This window comes from Streptomyces anthophorae (assembly GCF_049310305.1).
In the GTDB taxonomy this organism is placed as follows: Bacteria; Actinomycetota; Actinomycetes; order Streptomycetales; family Streptomycetaceae; genus Streptomyces.
Map to the genome: position 1 here is coordinate 3,541,988 of NZ_JBLWQQ010000001.1, position 18,479 is coordinate 3,560,466.

The 18,479-nt window shown below is 67.2% G+C and carries 14 protein-coding genes; 8 read left to right on the top strand and 6 right to left on the bottom strand.

Features of this window, described 5'->3' with window-relative positions:
• The first annotated feature begins 12 nt into the window (after positions 1 to 12).
• Positions 13 to 1,365, top strand: coding sequence for an aminotransferase family protein (locus ACNYS0_RS15725; protein WP_422474209.1), 1,353 nt, complete (start codon positions 13 to 15; stop codon positions 1,363 to 1,365).
• 112 nt (positions 1,366 to 1,477) lie between these two features.
• Positions 1,478 to 2,968 carry an APC family permease gene (locus tag ACNYS0_RS15730; protein WP_422474211.1) on the top strand — a complete coding sequence of 497 codons (1,491 nt, stop codon included), beginning with the start codon at positions 1,478 to 1,480 and terminating at the stop codon, positions 2,966 to 2,968.
• A gap of 14 nt (positions 2,969 to 2,982) precedes the next feature.
• Here ACNYS0_RS15730 and ACNYS0_RS15735 read toward each other — a convergent pair whose 3' ends face one another.
• From ACNYS0_RS15735 to ACNYS0_RS15755, 5 genes are all read right to left on the bottom strand, one after another.
• Positions 2,983 to 3,507, bottom strand: a complete 525-nt coding sequence (locus ACNYS0_RS15735; protein ID WP_422474213.1) for a hypothetical protein — start codon at positions 3,505 to 3,507, stop codon at positions 2,983 to 2,985.
• Between the two features lie 108 nt (positions 3,508 to 3,615).
• Entirely contained in the window at positions 3,616 to 4,932 is a 1,317-nt protein-coding gene (locus ACNYS0_RS15740) for a NucA/NucB deoxyribonuclease domain-containing protein (RefSeq protein WP_422474215.1), read from the bottom strand.
• A gap of 488 nt (positions 4,933 to 5,420) precedes the next feature.
• On the bottom strand, positions 5,421 to 5,834 hold the full coding sequence (locus tag ACNYS0_RS15745) for a DNA-binding protein (RefSeq protein WP_422474217.1): 414 nt from the start codon (positions 5,832 to 5,834) through the stop codon (positions 5,421 to 5,423).
• Positions 5,816 to 6,100, bottom strand: a complete 285-nt coding sequence (locus ACNYS0_RS15750; RefSeq protein ID WP_422474219.1) for a hypothetical protein — start codon at positions 6,098 to 6,100, stop codon at positions 5,816 to 5,818. Before ACNYS0_RS15750 ends, ACNYS0_RS15745 begins: the two co-directional genes overlap by 19 nt.
• Before the next feature lie 202 nt (positions 6,101 to 6,302).
• Positions 6,303 to 7,409 carry a tyrosine-type recombinase/integrase gene (locus tag ACNYS0_RS15755; protein WP_422474220.1) on the bottom strand — a complete coding sequence of 369 codons (1,107 nt, stop codon included), beginning with the start codon at positions 7,407 to 7,409 and terminating at the stop codon, positions 6,303 to 6,305.
• 388 nt (positions 7,410 to 7,797) lie between these two features.
• Between ACNYS0_RS15755 and ACNYS0_RS15760 the strand changes: the two genes are divergently transcribed.
• The 6 genes from ACNYS0_RS15760 (at position 7,798) to ACNYS0_RS15785 (ending at position 16,816) form a co-directional block, all read left to right on the top strand.
• The gene (locus tag ACNYS0_RS15760) at positions 7,798 to 8,064 is read left to right on the top strand and encodes a hypothetical protein (protein ID WP_422474222.1); all 267 of its coding nucleotides are present in this window, start codon (positions 7,798 to 7,800) and stop codon (positions 8,062 to 8,064) included.
• A complete protein-coding gene (locus ACNYS0_RS15765; RefSeq protein WP_422474224.1) occupies positions 8,061 to 8,453 on the top strand; it encodes a PIN domain-containing protein in 393 nt (130 codons plus the stop codon). The genes ACNYS0_RS15760 and ACNYS0_RS15765 overlap by 4 nt, the downstream gene beginning before the upstream one ends.
• A 455-nt stretch (positions 8,454 to 8,908) precedes the next feature.
• Positions 8,909 to 10,429, top strand: coding sequence for a hypothetical protein (locus ACNYS0_RS15770; protein ID WP_422474226.1), 1,521 nt, complete (start codon positions 8,909 to 8,911; stop codon positions 10,427 to 10,429).
• Entirely contained in the window at positions 10,407 to 11,210 is an 804-nt protein-coding gene (locus tag ACNYS0_RS15775) for a hypothetical protein (RefSeq protein WP_422474228.1), read from the top strand. The genes ACNYS0_RS15770 and ACNYS0_RS15775 overlap by 23 nt, the downstream gene beginning before the upstream one ends.
• Positions 11,203 to 15,702, top strand: coding sequence for a coiled-coil domain-containing protein (locus tag ACNYS0_RS15780; protein ID WP_422474230.1), 4,500 nt, complete (start codon positions 11,203 to 11,205; stop codon positions 15,700 to 15,702). The genes ACNYS0_RS15775 and ACNYS0_RS15780 overlap by 8 nt, the downstream gene beginning before the upstream one ends.
• Positions 15,674 to 16,816 (top strand): hypothetical protein, encoded by a 1,143-nt coding sequence (locus ACNYS0_RS15785; RefSeq protein ID WP_422474232.1) that lies wholly within the window; start codon positions 15,674 to 15,676, stop codon positions 16,814 to 16,816. The genes ACNYS0_RS15780 and ACNYS0_RS15785 overlap by 29 nt, the downstream gene beginning before the upstream one ends.
• 511 nt (positions 16,817 to 17,327) lie before the next feature.
• On the opposite strand, the gene ychF is transcribed toward ACNYS0_RS15785, so the two are convergent.
• On the bottom strand, positions 17,328 to 18,416 hold the full coding sequence (gene ychF / locus ACNYS0_RS15790; RefSeq protein ID WP_385763567.1) for a redox-regulated ATPase YchF: 1,089 nt from the start codon (positions 18,414 to 18,416) through the stop codon (positions 17,328 to 17,330).
• Positions 18,417 to 18,479 lie beyond the last annotated feature (63 nt).

Genomic DNA, 18,479 nt, shown 5'->3' on the forward strand with positions numbered 1-18,479 from the left:
CTTGACCACACCATGAGTCGCACCGCAGACCAGCTCGCCGCCCTCGACCGGGCGCACATCATCCACCCCTACCTGCCCGGCAGCGCCACCGAGCGCGTCGTGATGACCGAGGGGTCCGGCTGCCGTCTGACCGACTCCGAGGGCCGCAGCTACCTCGACGCGACCGGCGGACTGTGGCTGGCCCAGATCGGTCACGGGCGCGAGGACCTGGCGGACGTCGCCCACGAGCAGATGAAGAAGCTGGAGTACTTCACCAGCTTCTGGGAGTTCTCCAACGACCGCGCCATCGAACTCGCTGCGCGCCTCGCCGAGTTGGCGCCGGACCCGCTGAACCACGTCTACTTCACGTCCGGCGGCTCGGAGGGCAACGAGGCCGCCATCAAGATGGCCCGCTACTACCACCACCGCCGCGGCGACACCGACCGCACGTGGATCCTGGCACGCGACAAGGCGTACCACGGCATCGGCTACGGCGGCGGCTCGGCCACCGGATTCCCGCTGTACCACGAGGGCTTCGCCCCGATGATGCCGCACGTCTCGCACCTCACGCCGCCGTGGCCGTACCGCACCGACCTGTACAACGGCGAGGACCCCACCGACTTCCTCATCCGCGAACTGGAGGAGCGCATCGCGGAGATCGGCGCGGAGAACATCGCGGCGATGATCGGCGAGCCCATCATGGGCGTCGGCGGCATGCTGGTCCCGCCGGCCGACTACTGGCCGCGGGTGCGCGAGACCCTGGACCGGCACGGCATCCTGCTGATCTTCGACGAGGTCGTCACGGCGTACGGGCGCGTCGGCGAGTGGTTCGCGGCCCAGCACTTCGGCGTGACGCCGGACATCATCGTCACGGCGAAGGGCATCACGTCCGGCTACGTGCCGCTGGGCGCGCTGATGGTCGCGGACAACGTCGCCGAGGTGCTGCTGCGGGACCACGGCTTCCCGATGGGCTACACGTACAACGGCCACCCGGTCGCGACGGCCGTCGCCCTCGCCAACCTCGACGTCATCGAGAAGGAGGGCCTGCTGGGCCGGGCGAAGACGATCGGCGCGACGCTGCACGCCGAACTCGCCGCGCACCTCGGCGACCTGCCCATCGTCGGCGAGATCCGCTCGGTCGGCATGATGCTCGCGGTGGAACTGGTCGCGGACCGCACCACCCGCGCCCCGCTGCCCCTGCACCCCGACCGGATGCCGCACGACGTGATCCGCCGCGAGACCGGCGTCATCGTCCGCGACTCCGCGCACAGCCTGGTCCTGTCCCCGCCGCTGATCATGACGGAGACGGAGACCAAGGAGGTCGCCTCGGCGCTGCGCGGCGTCCTGGAGCGCACGGAGCCGACCGGAGAGATCCGGGAGGCGTAACACCCCTGGCCCGGCGGCGGGGCTCGACCCCCGCCGCCGGACCCACCCCCTCCCCCACATGTCCGGCCCGCACACCGCTCGCAGTCCCCGACTCCCTCCCTAGGAACTGCCCGTGTCGACGAACCTCCCCTCCGCAGAACCACAGACGCCGCCCGACGCCTCCGCCTCGGACTCGAACCTGCGGCGCAGCCTGAAACGCTTCGACATCACGGCGATGGCCGTCGCCGCGGTGATCTCCTTCGACACCATCGGCCAGATCGCGACGGGCGGCGGCGAGGCGGCCACCTGGACGGCCGCGATCGCCCTCTTCTTCCTGCTCCCCTACGCCCTGCTGTTCGCGGAGACCGGCGCCGCGTTCCCGCAGGAGGGCGGCCCGTACGTGTGGGTGAAGCTGGCCCTCGGCCGCTCGGCGGCGGCGCTCACGACCCTCTTCTACTGGGTCACCAACCCGATCTGGCTGGGCGGTTCGCTGGTCTTCCTGGCCGCCGAGACGTGGGACGGGTTCGTCTTCCACCTGGGCTCGGGCACGTTCGCCGACTACACGTTCAAGCTGCTCTTCGTGTGGATCGCGATCCTCACGGCGATCGTCTCGCTCAGCCGCGGCAAGTGGATCACGACGGCGGGCGCGGCGGTGAAGGTCCTGTCGCTCGCCCTCTTCACCGTCACCGCGATCCTCTACGGGGCGGAGCACGGCTTCCAGGGCCTGGCCACCGCCCACTTCGCCCCGTCGACGGCCGGCTTCCTGGCCCTCGTCCCCATCCTCCTGTTCGCCTACGTGGGGTTCGAGGCGCCGAACGCGGCGGGCGAGGAGATGCACGACCCGCAGCGCGACGTCCCCGCGGCACTGGGCCGCTCGGCGACGATCGCCGCGGCCTGCTACCTCCTGCCGGTCCTGGCCCTCCTGGCGGTCGTGCCCGCCTCCAAGGTCACCGGCATCGGCGGCTTCATGGAGGGCGTCCGCCTGGTCTTCGACGTCTACGGCCCGGCGGCGGGGCCCCTGTTGACCCTCACCGCGGTGATGTTCGTCTTCGCCCTCCTCACCCAGGGCAGCGCGTGGATGATCGTCAGCGACCGCATGCAGGCGATGGCGGCGGCCGACGGCGGCTTCTTCAGCCGCGCGCTGGGCGCCTTCCACCCGAAGCTCGGCACCCCGGTCCGCACGAACCTGCTCTCGGGCGCGGTCGCCACGGTGTTCATGCTGGCGGCGATGCAACTGGTTCGCGGCGACACGGGGGCGATCTTCAGCGTGGTCCTGACGGTGGCGGTGACGACGCTCCTGCTCTCCTACCTCCTGGTCGTCCCCGCCCTGGTGGTCCTGCGCCTGCGCCGCCCGGACGTCCCCCGCCCCTACCGGGTCCCCTTCGGCAACAAGGGCTTCATGGCCTGCGCGGCCCTCGTCTACGCCTGGATCCTGATCGGCTCCTGGGCGGCCCTCTTCCCGGGCGTCCTGGAATCCGCCTTCGGCATCGACTACGACTTCACGGACGTCTGGGGCGTCACCCGCACCACCTTCGAAACCTTCACCCTGGGCACGATCGTGGTGCTGCTCCTGGTGGGGACGGCGGGGCTGGCGGCGGCCCGCCGTGGGCGCGACGAGGCCTAGGACCCGGGGCCCGGCTACCTGGGGTACAGGCGCAGAAGCCAGTGTTCGAGGCCCGTGGGAGGTTCCGGGTCGGTGTCGTCCTCGTCCTCCGCGGTGAGCCAGGCCTCGAAGGCCTCGCGGGCGGCGGCCCGGCCGCGGCAGCGGGCCTCCAGGGTGTAGCTGCCGGCCGGGACGGGCAGCACGCACTCCGTGCCGAGGGCGGACACCCCTGAGACCAGGGCGAGTTCGGGTCCCGCCACCTCGATCCCGCAGGAGATCCGCACCTCCCACGGCCCTTCCGGTTCAGGACCCGGGGCCTGCCACAGTTCGAGTACGGCCCTTACGTCCGAGTCCTCCGTGGCGCTGAGGAAGACGGCGAGGTCCGGTCCCGTGCCGGTGGTGACGGGGGTGTCCTCGGTGGGGGCGGGCGCGGGACGCAGCGGACCCGAGTTCGGGTCGCTGAGCCGGAACATGCGGTCTTCGACGAGGACGAGTCCGGCCGCGTCGGCGACGGGGCCGCGCGGTCCGGGCGTGGAAGCGTCGTCGTGGACGGTCGACACGGATGGCCTCCCTGGGCGCGAGGATGTGCGGTGGCGGGGCGGCCACGGTGACCGCCCCGCCGCCGCACGGTCAAGGCTGCTCCCTCCGGGGCCGCCGGAGGGACGTACTCATGGGACGCGCACCTGGAAGGCGTCGTTCCATCCGTCGCTGCCCATGATGCGCTGGGCCGCGTAGAAGCGGTTCAGATCCCTGCCCGCGTCCTGGTTGTCGGTCCTGTTGATGGGTTTGACGACGTAGTCGCGCACGCCGCCCGCCTTGTTGACCGAGCCTTCCTGTGTCGAGGCCATCGGGTACTCGTCGCAGTCGGTGTCGGGCGCCGGGTACTGGCCGGGGAAGGAGCTGACGCAGGCCCGTCCGGCGACTCCGCGGTGCCGCCGGATCTCGGTGGCGTTCGCCGTGCGGTGCAGCACGGCCGGGATGGCCTTGAGCCGGCTCGACGGCGGCTTGGTGGCGTTGGGGTTGTTCTGGGCCTCCCAGATGTTCTGGGCGGCCTGCGGGCTCTGCGACTTGTTGACGGTCCACGTCGGCGTCGGCGCCCAGGGGAACACGCAGCCCTGCCCCGCGCCCGAGCGCAGCAGGTAGCTCGCGCGGTCGCAGCGTGCCTGGCTCGGGTCGCTGCGCTGGGTGCTCGGCCCGATGTCACTGACGACGGTGGCGACCCACCGCAGGTCCGCCGTGGCGAGCACGTTCGGGGCGGAGCCGCCGTTCTGGGCGAAGTTCGCGTACTCGAAGGAGGTGCCCTTTGCGGCCCAACTGTCCACCGAGCGCGTGGTGCCGCCGTTGTCGCGGGTGCACGAGCCGCCGCCCGAGGTCACGTCGCAGGTGCTGCGGATCGTCAGCGGAACGCCGCTGACGTCGCCGACCACGCGCCAGTTCCCCACGTAGGTGACCTCCAGGATGTCCCGGAAGTCGCTGTCGTTCTTCGTGTAGTGGATGACGGCCATGTCGGCGTAGGCGTTACCGACGACGCTGCAGAACCACGAGCCGATGAGACAGTCCACCTTCTGCACCCACAGGCGTTTGCCCTGGCAGCTCGCGAACCGCCCCTTGGCCCAGCCCCTGCCGGAGAACGAGCTGTCGTGGCCGAAGCATTCCTCGGGCGTGATGGATTGCGAGGGGGAGGGTATCGGCGGGTCGGCCAGGGTCCCCGGGTCCGATCCCTCGGAGGAGTCCCGCGCGAAGAACTTCTTGGCGGGCGGTGCGGACAGGCCGTCGTCGTGGACGCCGGGCGCGGTGAAGGAGGAGGCGGGAAGGTCGTCGAGTACGCGGATCTTCGCCCGGACCTCCGTTTTCCCCGACGGCCCGGGCGAGGCCGCCGCCGCGGGTGGAGCCGTCACGGCCCCCAATAACAGGAGCCCGAGGACGGTGCCCGCGAGCATCCTGGTGCGGCGCGAGACCATGGAGCCCCGTTGTCTTTTGCGCATGATTACCCCCAGTTGGTCGCCTGTGATGCTCACGACAAGCAGGTCGGGGTGTCAACGAGCCCCGGCAACACGCGAAGGAATCAGGCCCACCCGGCCGCTCGCGCCCCGCCCCGGCACCGGCGCCCCTGCGGACCCGACGCCCCAGGTCCCGCACGGGAGGGCACCGTCGGCGCTGCCCCGCCTTCACCGCTCCGTCACCGTGCGCCCGCCGGCCGCTCACTGGCGAACGGGCCAATTCCGCCTGCACCGCCCGACGTTGACCACTCGCCGGCCCCATCCGCGCCGTTTCCCTCACTCACCTCTCGGGGGAGCAGGCCGGGCACGTTCCCCGCAGCGCCCTCCGCCCGATACACGGGCTCACGCCCCGTCGCCCCGTGGCCGACTACAGGCGCGGCAAGCCGTACATGGTGGGCCGGCGGATACCGGGGCTGTCATACCCGCACAAGGCCCTCCGTTCCCCGATGAGCGGGGATCGCGCGGCCCAGAAATCACACCGCCACGAGCCGGACCCGCTCGCCGCACAGCTTGCCCATGCCGTCAATATCGGAAGTCAGCATGACCACGGGGCGGTGCTGTCGCAGCGCGGCCTCGGCGACGGCCGCATCGATCGCGTACTTGTGCCCGTGCAACCCGGCATTCATCAGCAACTTCGAGGCAGCCCTCGCCTCCTCGTCACCGACCGGGACGACCCGCAGCCCCGAAAGCACCCAATTCAGGCGGGACTTGTCCGTTCGGGCGTGGACGGCCTCGATGATGGTGAGCGCACTGATCACGACCTCCATGCCGCGCGAGCGCGCCTCAGCGATCAGAGCCACCACTTGCTCGTCGTCGGCCAGCAGCTTCGAAAGACCCTCACTGTCGAGGACCAGGGTCCCCTCGTGAGTCAGCTTGCGGCAGGCCACTCGCCCTCCTCGGCGAACACCTCGTCGAAGACCTGTCGCGCCCGCTGGCGAGCCTGCTCGGAGACCGGACCCTTGCGGCTCTCGTAGTCGGCCAGATACTCGTCGAGGACCTGCCCGCGCAGCTCCCGCTCCACCGCCTCGGCGATGAACGCCGAGAACTCCCGCTTGCCCACCCGCGCCCGGATCGCCTCCGCGGTCCCTTCGGGCAGCGACAGGCTCACCCGCGTCGCCGGCCCTTCCCCGATGCCGTACGTCGCGTCACCCATACCGCGATTGTGTCAAACGAGTAGGAAACCCGCCACGTTTCGCGCCGAAACACCAAGGGCCCGACTCCGAAGAGCCGGGCCCTCTGACGTCAACCGCTACACGTTGAAGCGGAACGTTCGACGCGGCGCTCCCACCTGCGGAAACGTTCCTTCAGATGATCGCATCCAGCACCGTCGGGACTCATCCAGCACATCCAGCACGTCAAGCCGCGGAGACAACCTCCTCCGAGTCCTCGACCGCCGGGCGCATGGCGTTCTGCATGACGTCTCGACAACGATCCCACGCCTCGGGAACAAGGTGACCATAGATGTCCACGGTGGTCTTGATCGACTTATGGCCGAGCCAGCGCGAGACCTCGCGGATCGGCACGCCGTTCGCCAACGCGGTCGAGGCGAAGAAGTGCCGCAGACTGCCGGGCGTGTACTTGGCCTTGCCGTCCACATCGACCAGGCCGGCCGACACGCACGCCTTCCTGAAGTGGTAGCCGTAGGTGGAGGCGGTGGGCATCACGCCCTTGCCACGCTGGCGCGGGGCGAAGAAGACCTCCAGACGCCGTCGCCTGCCCCGCAGCCCGGTGAAGACCACGGGCACCGGCTCCCACTGCGACAGGTGGTCGTCGATCTCCTGCTCGACAAACGGGGCTACCGGGACGTCCCGGTACTCACCCTCCACCCGGTGCTTGAGCGGCACGAAGACCGTGCGGCAGTCATCGCGGCGAGCCTTGGCGCTGACCTGCCAACGGATCCTGACGAAACCAGACCGTCGACACTCGGTAGAGAAGGCCAGGGCCTCGCTGGGGCGCTGGCCGGTACCCAATTGAAGGTAGACCGCGAGCCGGTACTGCGGGGCGATGTGCTCCGCGATCAGATCGACCTCGCCCAGCGTGGGAATCTCGTCCTCGTCCACCTCGCACGGGGCCGCCCGGGATATCCGGACGCCGCGCGCGGGGTTGTCCGGGATGCGTTTGTCAACGACGGCCGCTTCCAGCATGGCGGCCACCATCACCATCCGGTCATTGACCGTGGAGACCGCCAACCCCGCACCAGAGGCATGCACGTCCTTGACGAACTCCTCGAAGTCGCGCCGCGCCAACCCGGCCAGCATCTTCCGCCCCAGGCGCGGCACGAGATGGTTACGGATGAACCCCTCGTAGTTGCGACGCGTCGACTCACCGATGACCCGTCGCTCCAGCCACTCCTGAGCCCAGGCCCGCAACGGCACAAGCCCTCGTGCAGGATCGAAGCGAATGCCGGCCTTCTTGTCGTTCTCGACCTTGTCGGCGAAAGCGTCCGCACCATCCGAGCCCACCCGATGAGGAAACGACCTCTCCCGCTGCCGCCCGCACCTACCGCCGGGTTCCCGGTACCGCACCGTCCACCCATGCCGACACCGCGGACGATCACAGGGAAAGTTCCGGTCCCGGGCATCCCTCTTGCACCTCTGAAAAACGCTCGCCACCCAAACCCCGTTCCTTCGCCTGGCCCGTGCTCGAAACCGTGCATCGCCACCTCACAGTCGAGCAAGACATACATAATCAATCCGCTCTTTTCAGCGAATGTGGACCCAGCCTCCCCGCAGCCCCGCGAGCCATCGAGTCAGCGAGGCCCTCCTCGCTGGATGCACTCACGCCCTCCGCGCTCGTCGGCAGGTGATCCGTGCATCAGTATCGAAGGCCATACCGCGCTATGGTTGATGTATGGCTACCAAGAAGGTGACTATCACTCTCGACGAATCCCTGGTCGAAGCCCTGGCCGGAGCCGCCGAGGAAGAAGGCATCCCGCTCTCCCGTCTCGTCGCCGGAGCAGCCGAACGCGAGCTGCGCCTGCGGGCCGGCCGGGCCATCATCCAGGAGTGGCAGGCAGAACACGGCGCCTTCACCCCGGAAGAGCTCGCCGCCGCCCGCGCGGACCTGGCCGCCGCCGACGCCGAGTACCTCAGCAGCTCGGGAGCCTCAGCCGCGTGAACATCCCCTACCTATACGACGCCGGGGTGCTCATCGCCATCGACAACGACGACCGACGCATGTGGGCCCGCCACAGCCTGGCCCTGGAAGACGGACGAGACATCTACGTCCCGTCCGTCGTCGTCAGCCAGGCATGGCGGGACTCCCGCCGCCAGGTCAGACTCGGCAAGTTCCTCGCCGGCTGCCACGTCGTACCCGTCGGCCTCGAAACCGCCAAAACCGCAGGCATCCTCTGCGGCAAGGCCGGCACCTCCGACATCGTCGACGCCACCGTCGTAACCATGGCAGCCAGCCTCGGCGCCATCATCTGGACCTCGGACCCAGACGACATCCGCAGCCTCATCGACGCCCAGGACATCAAACCGGCCACTGTAATCCGCAACGTCTGAGCACCGATCGTCTCCGACGACCAGCCCGTACAGGCTCAGAGATCGCCGAGGCGGAGACAGGTGCGGCCACCTGCTCGCGTAGCGTTCTAAGTGCCCGCCGACACAACGTTCTCCCCATCGCGACCTGCACTCTCCCCGAAAGGACGAAAGGCTCGCCCTACATACACCGCCGCTCTTGGCATCGACGCTGAAATCGTCACCGCCCTCTCGATCAAAGCCCGTTACAGCCAGACCCCGCAATGATTCATCTGGCGCAGCTTGTAGCGGAATGAGGGAATCCGAATACTGGATCCACCCGACACCCCGAGGCACCTAGATCGCCACCAAACAGGGGAACGTCAGTTCGTGAACGATGAATTTCGGCCTGTGGCTCAATCATGAGCGAAGGGAGTCGTCGAGCCGGATATCCGAGGATTCCCCTTACGACGGTGTAGGGGGTGCTAGCGTGACTGATCGTGTATCACGATCTGCCCCACCCGCCTCACTTGCCTGATGAAGGACTGGTTCGCCGCGTCAAGGCACTGGCTTGTACAGCACCGTTGCAGGCATTGGATCAGCGCAAGGCATCGCTGGATTGGGCAGATGCCAAGGTCTATCACATGGCCGAAATCGCGTTGCACACGATCGATCAGGTCACCATCGCGATGGACTTCGACGCCGGAGCCGAACATGCCAAGGTACTTGAACAGGTAAAACACTTCGTCGCGGCTCAGGCGCCCGACAGAGACGACGCCGAGCACGCCGCTGTGGCCGACTGGGTACTCCAGCGGCTGATCAATGTCGGCACCATCGAACGTGGATTCTCCTGGCACTACGGGCTTGTCGGAGACGAGGGAATCTACGACCGCTTCGAGTTCGACTTCAAATTGCTGGTGGAACAGTCGACACCCGACGGGTTTTCACTGCGGGCCACCGACGAGGCCATCAACGTACTCGTCGGCGCATTGGATACAGACGTGGAATCCGCGCAGATCGCCGCCGAGGTCAAACTCGACAATCTCATCAGGCGCGGTCGGCTCGCCGACGCCAAACTCGCCGCCGAACAGGCCAGGTACCGCACGGTCCAATATGGAGAGACACTACGTCGCTACCTCGATGCCACCCGTCGCGACGTTCGCACGGTGGACTGGGAACGGGTGGTACCAGACCTGCTGTTGGACGCGCTTGAGCACATCGAGGGCCGCTACACGGCGGAACACGCCATCCTGACCAATATCACCGCCGCGCGGGACGACTCTGACGATCCGCGCCACAAGCAGAGGGCAGCGGAGCTCGTGGAGATCGTGCGCGACTGCATCCGCCGTCATATGCAGCTCCAGAAAGCCGTACAGGAAGCGGGCGATCAGTTCCGTTCCGAACAGGACCGTCAGCTGTTCTCCGGCGAACCACAGCGCGCCGCGCTCCACTTGCACGGACAACTACTGGTACCGCTACTTGGACTTCCTGTGGGCAAAGCACTCGGGCCGGTGTACGACTTCTTCCGTGGGGCGGTCGCCCCGGCACCCCCCGAAGTTCTCACGCTACCGTCACTTGTGGAGCGTCTCCTGCAACGGCCCTCGGAGCCCGAGAGATTCGCCGGCGAGGTCCGAGATCCTCAGTTCGCCCCCGTACCGGAACGGGAATTGTTCACTCCCGAACATTTCAGGCTAGCGAGCGAGATCCTCTCCCTGCCCGGTGGCTCCGCGTCCCTGAGCAACTTGCTCGCACGTGCGCGCCGCCATGAGCCCCAGGTCGCCCGGCTGGTGATGCATCGGGCGGCACACGCTTTCAACCCGTCCGTCGGTGACGCGGTACGTGAGCACGTACCTGAGGTGTTGATCGCCGTACCCACCGGGGATCCCCTGCACAGCCCGCAGTTCGGCGGCGATGAACTGTGGCTCACGAAAGCAGTGGTAAGGCCAGTCGTTCCAGGATCGGAGGAGCCAGGTACGGCTCGGCCCGAGGAGTTCGGTGATGAGATCTCGCTTCACGGATGATGACGCCGAGCAGGCCGCGCAGCTGCTCGCTTTCGCGATGCGCCCTCGGCTGCTGCCGAGTCGCGACAACGCCTATCGAGAGCTTCTGCGCCGCTACCGGCACGACGGCGCGTTCCGAACGTTGACCGGACGGATCGCCGCCGGTCTGGGGCTCAGGGTGCTGGGGGAACACGAGGACATCGGCCTCGCGATCGCGGCCGACGGCGGTTCTCCGTTCGAGACCAGGATGGAGACCTACGCCCGCCGCACTCAGAAGGAAGGCGGCTACGCCGAGCGCTTTCTGCACGGCATCATTCACCTTGCTGTCGCCGCGGTGTCCTTTCCCCGGCCGAACGACCTCGCCGAAGACGAGTACGTCGGCAGGGTCAGTGTCGACGTGGTCGACGCTGTCGTTCGCGAAGCCTGCGACCGGTTGCGTGAAAAAGCGGCGTCCCGTGAGGAGTCGGCCGACGTACCCAGTGACGCACCGGAACTGGAATTGGCGTGGCACGCGTATGCCAACCGTCCGGAGGCATTCCCCACCAAGGACAAGCGTCGAGCGATGAACACCACCAAGGGCATGGTTTCCCGAGCTCTGAACTTCCTCGCGGAGCAGGGCTTCCTGACGCCGATGAAGAAACCCGGCGAGGACGTCTTTCAGACCACACGGCGTTACCAGCTTCAGGTGCGTGAACTTGCGGCCACCAGCGCTTTCGAGGAGTTGGTGGCGCTGGGCGTGGTCCTTCCCATGGCTGTGACGACCGGACTGGGAACCGTGGCGGAGGCTCCGGAGGATGTATGAACTGTCCCGAGTGCTCCTGCAGTCCGTCGGGCCCAAGGCGGCGCGCTACGAGAACGTTCTCCTGGACCTCAGCGGCGTCGGAGACCCCATCGCCGACCGCCCCGCCACCTTGTTCAGTGTCAGGGACGAGCAACCTGTCCGGCGCCCCTCCCCGGCCACGGTGCTCTTCCTTGAGAACGGCGGCGGCAAGTCCGTACTGATCAAGCTGATCTTCTCAGTCCTGCTGCCCGGACGCCGTCAAGTGGTGGGTACCCGTGATCCTCGCGCGCTGAGCGGATTCGTACTCGACAACGATGTGGCCCACATCGCGCTGGAATGGACACACACCCGCAGCGGGCGTCGACTGGTGACCGGCAAAGTCGCCGAGTGGCGCCACCTCAAGGCGACTCAGGACCCGTCCAACTTGATGGAACGCTGGTACCACTTCCGCCCTACACGGGGGACCACACTCGACACCCTCCCCGTGGCCGAGGACGGACGATATCTGCGGCTGGCCGACTTCATCGGCGAACTCGACGAGGCCCAACGGGCTGATCCTGAACTTGAGTTCAATCATTTCCGCGTTCAATCCGAGTGGACAGAACGACTCACAGACCTCGGCTTGGATCCCGAACTCTTCCGCTACCAACGGGCAATGAACGCCGGGGAAGGTGAGGCGGCCGACGTCTTCTCCTTCGCCAGCGACGCTGCTTTCGTAGAGTTCCTGTTATCAGCCGTGGTGCCCACCGGACCGGCACAGGATCTCGCCAACCTGCTGAACTCCTACGGCGACAAGCTCGGCAGGCGTGGTGCGCTGACCTTGGAACGGGACTTCGTGGCCGGCGCGCTGGAGTTCCTCGAACCGCTGGCCGGCATCCACATCACCGCTCTCACTGCCCAGGAGGAACAGCGGGCCGCGAGGAAGACGCTGGACGCCTTTGTCCGTTCGGTGAAGGTACGCGCGTTCCGTGAGGTCGAGGCCGCCAAGGCGAGCGAAGAGGTTGCCAAACGCCTTGGCGGCGACCTGCGGCGGGCCGTGCTCCACCACGAGAAGCTCGCGGCCGCAGCCCGTGAACTGGGCCGCCTCACAGCCTTGTTGAAGCTGGCCGAAACCGAGGAGGAACAGCAGAAGGCCCGCGCCGCGTGGAACCGAGCACAGGAGACCGAACGCGCCTGGAAGGTCGTACCCCGCCTGGCCAAGAGCCTGGAAGCGACCGCCAACGCGAACCGGTTGCGTGAGCTGGTCCGGCGTACTGAGGAAGCCGCCCTTCCGGCACTTCAGGCCCGGGACGCCGCGCTGGAGGTTCTCGTCGGGGCATTGCGCACCATGTCACGGCGCCTCACTGAGCAGGCGGAGACGGCGCGGCAGCAGGCAGAGAGCGAACGCACGCTGTCCGAGCAGGCTCAGACCGAGCACAACGCGGCCGTCGGCCTGGCTGCCGAGCACCGGGCGCAGGCCAAGGCGCTCGACACCCGTATCCAGGAAGTGCGGGACGACCTCGCGGACGCTGTGCGCGACGGTCTGCTGAGCGACGGCGTGACGGCTCGTGACGCCGCGCGGCAAGCCGAGGAGGAGGCCCGTAAGAACGCTGAGGAGATATCCCGTCTGGAATCCGCCGCCGAGGACGCGGCGGGGCTTCACGATGCCGCCCACCGAGCTTGCCGAGCCGCTGAGCAGACTTTGGCCGAGGCCCGGCACTCTCTTGATCTGGCCCGCCGTGACTGGACGAGAGCCGATGAGCGCACCCGTGCCCTGGAAGCGGAGATCCAGCCGCTCGCACTCCTGGACATCGAACGTCTCGACCTTGAGGTGGACGCTCCCAGGCTGGTGGGCAAGCTCGCTCAGCGACGTGACGCCGCGGATGTGGCAAGGACTGAGATCCGTATCGCCATGGTCCGTGACGAACGTGCCAGGCTCGCGTTGGAGACGAACGAACTACTGCCGCCCTCCCCGGAGGCCGCGGAAGCGTGCGAGACTTTGCGAGAAGCCGGTGTCGACGCCTATACCGGCTGGGACTACCTCGCCGGTCTGCCCCGGGTCGAGCAGCGCCGTGCGCTCATCGAGCGCGTGCCGCATCTGGTCACGGGTGTACTCCTGAACGATCCCGAGCAGACGGCGCGGGCAACGGAGATCCTGGTCGCCCGGAAGCTGTGGCCCAGCACGCTGGTGGCGCTGGGCACCACCACGGACATGCACGAACCCGACGCATCACTCTCCGGGCTGGATTTCGTGGTGCCTCCGCATCCGGCGCTGTACGACGAGAGAGCAGCCGCGGAGGAGCGGCTCGCCCTCGGTCGTCGTCATGACGAACACCGCGCGCGGATCGCCGAGTGGGACGCTCGGCAACGTATGTTTCTCTCGCTACTCAACCGCCTAGAGGAGTGGCGGGTGGACTTCCCTGAAGGAAGGCTCGCCGAACTGCGTGAGATCGTCACCGTCCGGGTGCAGGCTCACGACGAGGCCCAGGAGGCGCTGACCGAGCAGACCGAGAAGCGAGAGGTTGCAGCCGCCCGTCTCAAGGCCATCCGCGAAGCCATTCCGCCGCTTCGTACGGCGCAGTCGGCACTGGAAACCCGTAAGTCCACGTTGAGTGGGCTGGCCAGCCAGGAAGAGCGGATCCCCGACTGGCAGACCGCTGTGGACCAGGCTCGGACGGCGGAGGTTCGAGCACGAGAGGCCGCTCAGCAGGCGGAAACAGCTGCCGAAAGTCACCGGGCCGCCAGCGCCGAGCACGTGCGCACGATGGACCGTCTGACCGGCTCCGCACACCGTATGACCGCCGAACTGAATGAGCTTCCGGGCGCCGACGCCGTTACGGAGAACAGGACAGAGGTTCCGGCGGAACCGCTCCCCGTGCTGCGCCGTGCCTACGAGGCTGCGGCCATCGAGTACGAACGCGCATCTGTCGGTGCCGACCTGCTCCTCGACATGCGTCAGGCGGAGCAACGCGAGAAGCAAGCGGCGCAGGAGCTGGGTGATGATTCTCCCGAAACGCAAGCAGCCGCCCAGGCGTTGCTGAACGGTCCTGACGGAGTGGACGGCGCGTGCCGGGCCGCCGCTCAACGCCGTGCCGAACAGGCGGTCTCTGACTGCCAGACCTCACTGTCCGAGGCGGACGCGAGCGTCGCGGAACACCGAGCGGTCCTCAAAGACTTTCCGGAACCGCTCACCGACGTGGACCTCGCTCCCTACGGCCCGCCTCTGCACGTCTTACACGGTATGCGTCTGATCGAGGCAGCGGAGCACGATCGGGACGAGGCAGAACGTATCCGGCGCGAACTCGCTTACCACAGCGAGCGTGCCGAGCGCACCGCCGCCGCCCTGCGCTCCTCCGCGAAGAACTTCACGGACCTGATCACCGTCTTGTCCCGGTCGGGTGAGCCCCGCGAAGACGACATACCGTACGAGGGCGGTGTCTCGGCCGCCCGGGACCGGCACACCGTACTGAAGACCGAGTACGACCGGATCGGGACAAAGGTCGAGACGGCACTCGCCGAAGAACGAACGCTGACCGACCAGTTGGTCGGGTTCGCCGCGGACGCGCGGTTCGGGGGGCTGCCCTCCCCCAGCCGCACCGTCATCCAGTCCTGTCCTCGTGCCGAACTGCCGGCGCGGGCGGCCGAATGGAGCGTTAGCCTTCGCCCCAGACTGCGTAGCCTCACCGTGGACCTGGACTCCATCGAACGGCACCGCCGGCAGATCGTGCTCCAGCTGTGCCAGCAGGTGCAGGAGGCACTGCGGACCTTGAAGCGGGCGCAGTCCCTTTCCCGGCTGCCCAGGGGGCTGCAGGAGTGGTCCGAGCAGGAATTCCTGCGGATCCGCTTCACCGAGGTCTCCGAACAGGCACTGGAGGACCGGCTCGGCACCGTCGTGGACGAGACCGCCGAAGCCGTGATCCACAGAAAAGAGATCAAACGGGACGGCCTGGCCTTGCTGTTACGCGGCGTGACCGAAGCAGTGGCTCCTAAGGGGTTCCGGGTGCGGATCCTCAAACCGGACGCCGTTCTACGGACGGAACGGGTGCCCGTCTCGGCCATGAAAGACCTCTTCTCGGGCGGCCAGGTGCTGACCGCGGCCATCGTCCTCTACTGCACCATGGCAGCGCTGCGCGCGAACGAGAAGGGCAGGGTGCAGCAGCGCCGGAACTCGGGCGTGCTGTTCCTGGACAACCCGATCGGTCGCGCCTCGGCCGGTTATCTGTTGAGGCTTCAGCAGTCGGTCGCCCGTGCGCTGGGTGTCCAACTCGTCTACACCACAGGGCTGAACGACCTGGCGGTCCTGGACTCCTTCCCGCTCGTCATCCGTCTCCGCAATGACGCCGACCTACGCGCACACCGCATGTACCTCACCGTCGTGGGCGACAGGAGAAAACATCTCCTCGAGCCTCTTGAGGAGGGCGAGAGCCCGGTGATCACGTCCATCAGGTACCACGCCCGTGCCGACGCAGAGCACAACCACCACCAGGATCCCGAGGAAGAGAGCGTTGACCGATCTGAGTCGTCCCGCGCGTGAGCTGCTGAGCGCGCTTCACGAACACGCCCGTTCGCAGAAGAAGTGGGACGGCACGCGTAAGACGAGCGTCTCACTGCCGGAGTTGCGCCGTGTCTTCCGTACGGTGCCCCATCCGAAGGTGGAGGACGAGCTGGAGTCGGTGGTTCTGAGACGTCATCTGGACGAGCTGTACGAGTGCGGGGCCATCACGGCGATGAAGGGCGACGACGGGGAGAGAATTCCGTTGCCGAAGGGCGTGTGGGTGCTGCCCACCCACCAGGCGGCGAAGAAGGTGCGGGAGCCGCTTCCACCCTTGCATCCGAGCATGCGCAAGGTGGCCGGGTACTGGGACAACGCCGCGCCCAGGACCCGGATCGGCTACCGCGCGGTCAACAACTGGTTCCTCTCCGAGCCTGATATGAAACCTGCACCGAAGCGTGAGCGTGCTCTTGACATCTTCGGTAGTCGCATCTATTCGGGATGGTTCGATGCCGAAGAAAAGGCGTTCGACGAGTTGGGCGGTCCGTTCTTCTCAGACCGGGAAGCTCTGTACAAACTATTGCAAATGTATTCGGCGCCGCCTCAAATCCTCACCGAGAGACTCATCGCAGAGAGCGACGGTTACTACGGGCGCATCGGCGACGGTGACGTTCTCCTGGTCGTAGAGAACGTCACCACATGCTGGTCGTTGATAGAGGCGTTGGACGGGATGAAGGACCACGCAGTCGGCTACGTGGCCTGCGGGATGGGAAGTTCGTTCTTGGCCTCACTCGCCGGTGTCAAGATGCTTCGACGCGGCAAGATCGCGGAGATCCGCTACTTCGGCGACCTCGACCCGACCGGATTATCAATCCCGGCGGCGGCCGCCGAGGAGGCCGCCAAGGACAACGATCTCCCCGCAGTTCTGCCTGCGGTCGGGCTCTATGACGCGCTGCTTGGCACCGGCACCCCGTTGCCGCGCAAGGAGAGACGCCTTACGACGCAACAGGCAACCGGCCGAGTCCGATGGCTTGATCCTTCGCACCAGGCCATGGCGACTGCGCTGTTGTGCGGCGAAGATCGCCTCGCCCAGGAATGGGTCAATCTGCGGTATCTGAAGTCGAACAGCGAGTGGCTCAGGGACATGCACAGATGAACGAGAGTTTTGCGCTCCCGCACCGCGATCCGAGTTTCCTCGGACGGTCCGAACTGGTGGACGATGTGCTTCCCGGGTATCTGGACCGGGCAGACAACGGCGTACCGGTCGTACTCAACGGGCGAGTGGGCATCGGGAAAACAATGGTGAGCAGTGAACTGGCTCATCGACTGCACTCTCGGTACGCAGACGTGAGCTGGATCGACGTGACAACTGCCGGTTCTGGTCAACCGGCCGAGCGGATCGCCGCCTGCCTGACCACCGTCCACGGGAGAACGGGACCTCACACGGCATCGGGATTCGAGATGGGAAGACCACCTCGACAGCACGGAGTATCAGCACGTCAGAGCGCCACGACAGCCTCCAGTCCACCGGGTCGGTGGCCTGTCGACATCGCCGCCGGTACGCGACGGGTCGAAGAGGATCGCTCGCCCAGCATGGAAGGGGCCGAGCTCCCGAGAGGGCTCAACCCCGGACGCACGCATTGCATTAACGTGCAGTGATTCACCGATCACACATTGAAGCGGAACTCCACCACGTCCCCGTCCTGCATCACGTAGTCCTTGCCCTCCATGCGGGCCTTGCCCGCCGCGCGGGCCTCGGCGACCGAGCCCGTCTCGACCAGGTCGGCGAAGGAGATGACCTCGGCCTTGATGAAGCCCTTCTGGAAGTCGGTGTGAATGACACCGGCCGCCTCGGGGGCCGTGGCGCCCTTCTTGATGGTCCAGGCGCGGGACTCCTTGGGGCCTGCCGTCAGGTAGGTCTGGAGGCCCAGGGTGTCGAAGCCGACGCGGGCCAGCGTGGCGAGGCCGGGCTCCTCCTGGCCGACGGACTGGAGGAGTTCGAGGGCCTCCTCCTCGTCGAGCTCGGCGAGGTCCGCCTCCAGCTTGGCGTTGAGGAAGATCGCCTCGGCGGGGGCCACGAGGGCGCTCTGCTCGGCCTTGAAGGCGTCGTCCGTGAGCTCGTCCTCGTCGACGTTGAAGACGTAGAGGAAGGGCTTCGTCGTGAGGAGGTGCAGGTCGTGCAGGAGCTCCTCGTTGCCGGAGCCCTGGACGATGCCCTGGGAGGAGAGCGTGTCGCCCCGCTCCAGGATCTCCTTGGCCGCCTCGACCGCCTTGACCTTCGGGGCGATGTCCTTCTTGATGCGCGACTCCTTCTGGAGGCGCGGGAGGACCTTCTCGATGGTCTGGAGGTCGGCGAGGATCAGCTCGGTGTTGATCGTCTCGATGTCGTTCTTGGGCGCGACCTTGCCGTCGACGTGCACGACGTTCTCGTCCTGGAAGGCGCGGATGACCTGGCAGATCGCGTCGGACTCGCGGATGTTCGCCAGGAACTTGTTGCCCAGGCCCTCGCCCTCGGAGGCGCCGCGCACGATGCCCGCGATGTCGACGAAGTCGACGGTGGCCGGGAGGACCTTCTGAGAGCTGAAGATCTCGGCCAGTTTGGTGAGGCGGGTGTCCGGAACGCCGACCACACCGACGTTCGGCTCGATCGTGGCGAACGGGTAGTTGGCCGCGAGCACGTCGTTCTTGGTCAGGGCGTTGAACAGGGTCGACTTGCCGACATTCGGCAGACCGACGATTCCGATCGTGAGCGACACGTTGCGACTTCCCGTACGTGGTGTGGGTGGGTGTGGGGCTGGGCAGTCCACCAGTCTACGGCC

Excerpts from the sequence above, each read along its gene's own strand:
- ACNYS0_RS15775 (WP_422474228.1), top strand. The coding sequence starts at position 10,407 with ATGAGATCTCGCTTCACGGATGATGACGCCGAGCAGGCCGCGCAGCTG.
- ACNYS0_RS15725 (WP_422474209.1), top strand. The coding sequence starts at position 13 with ATGAGTCGCACCGCAGACCAGCTCGCCGCCCTCGACCGGGCGCACATC.
- ACNYS0_RS15750 (WP_422474219.1), bottom strand. The coding sequence starts at position 6,100 with ATGGGTGACGCGACGTACGGCATCGGGGAAGGGCCGGCGACGCGGGTG.
- ACNYS0_RS15780 (WP_422474230.1), top strand. The coding sequence starts at position 11,203 with ATGTATGAACTGTCCCGAGTGCTCCTGCAGTCCGTCGGGCCCAAGGCG.
- ACNYS0_RS15760 (WP_422474222.1), top strand. The coding sequence starts at position 7,798 with ATGGCTACCAAGAAGGTGACTATCACTCTCGACGAATCCCTGGTCGAA.
- ACNYS0_RS15740 (WP_422474215.1), bottom strand. The coding sequence starts at position 4,932 with ATGCGCAAAAGACAACGGGGCTCCATGGTCTCGCGCCGCACCAGGATG.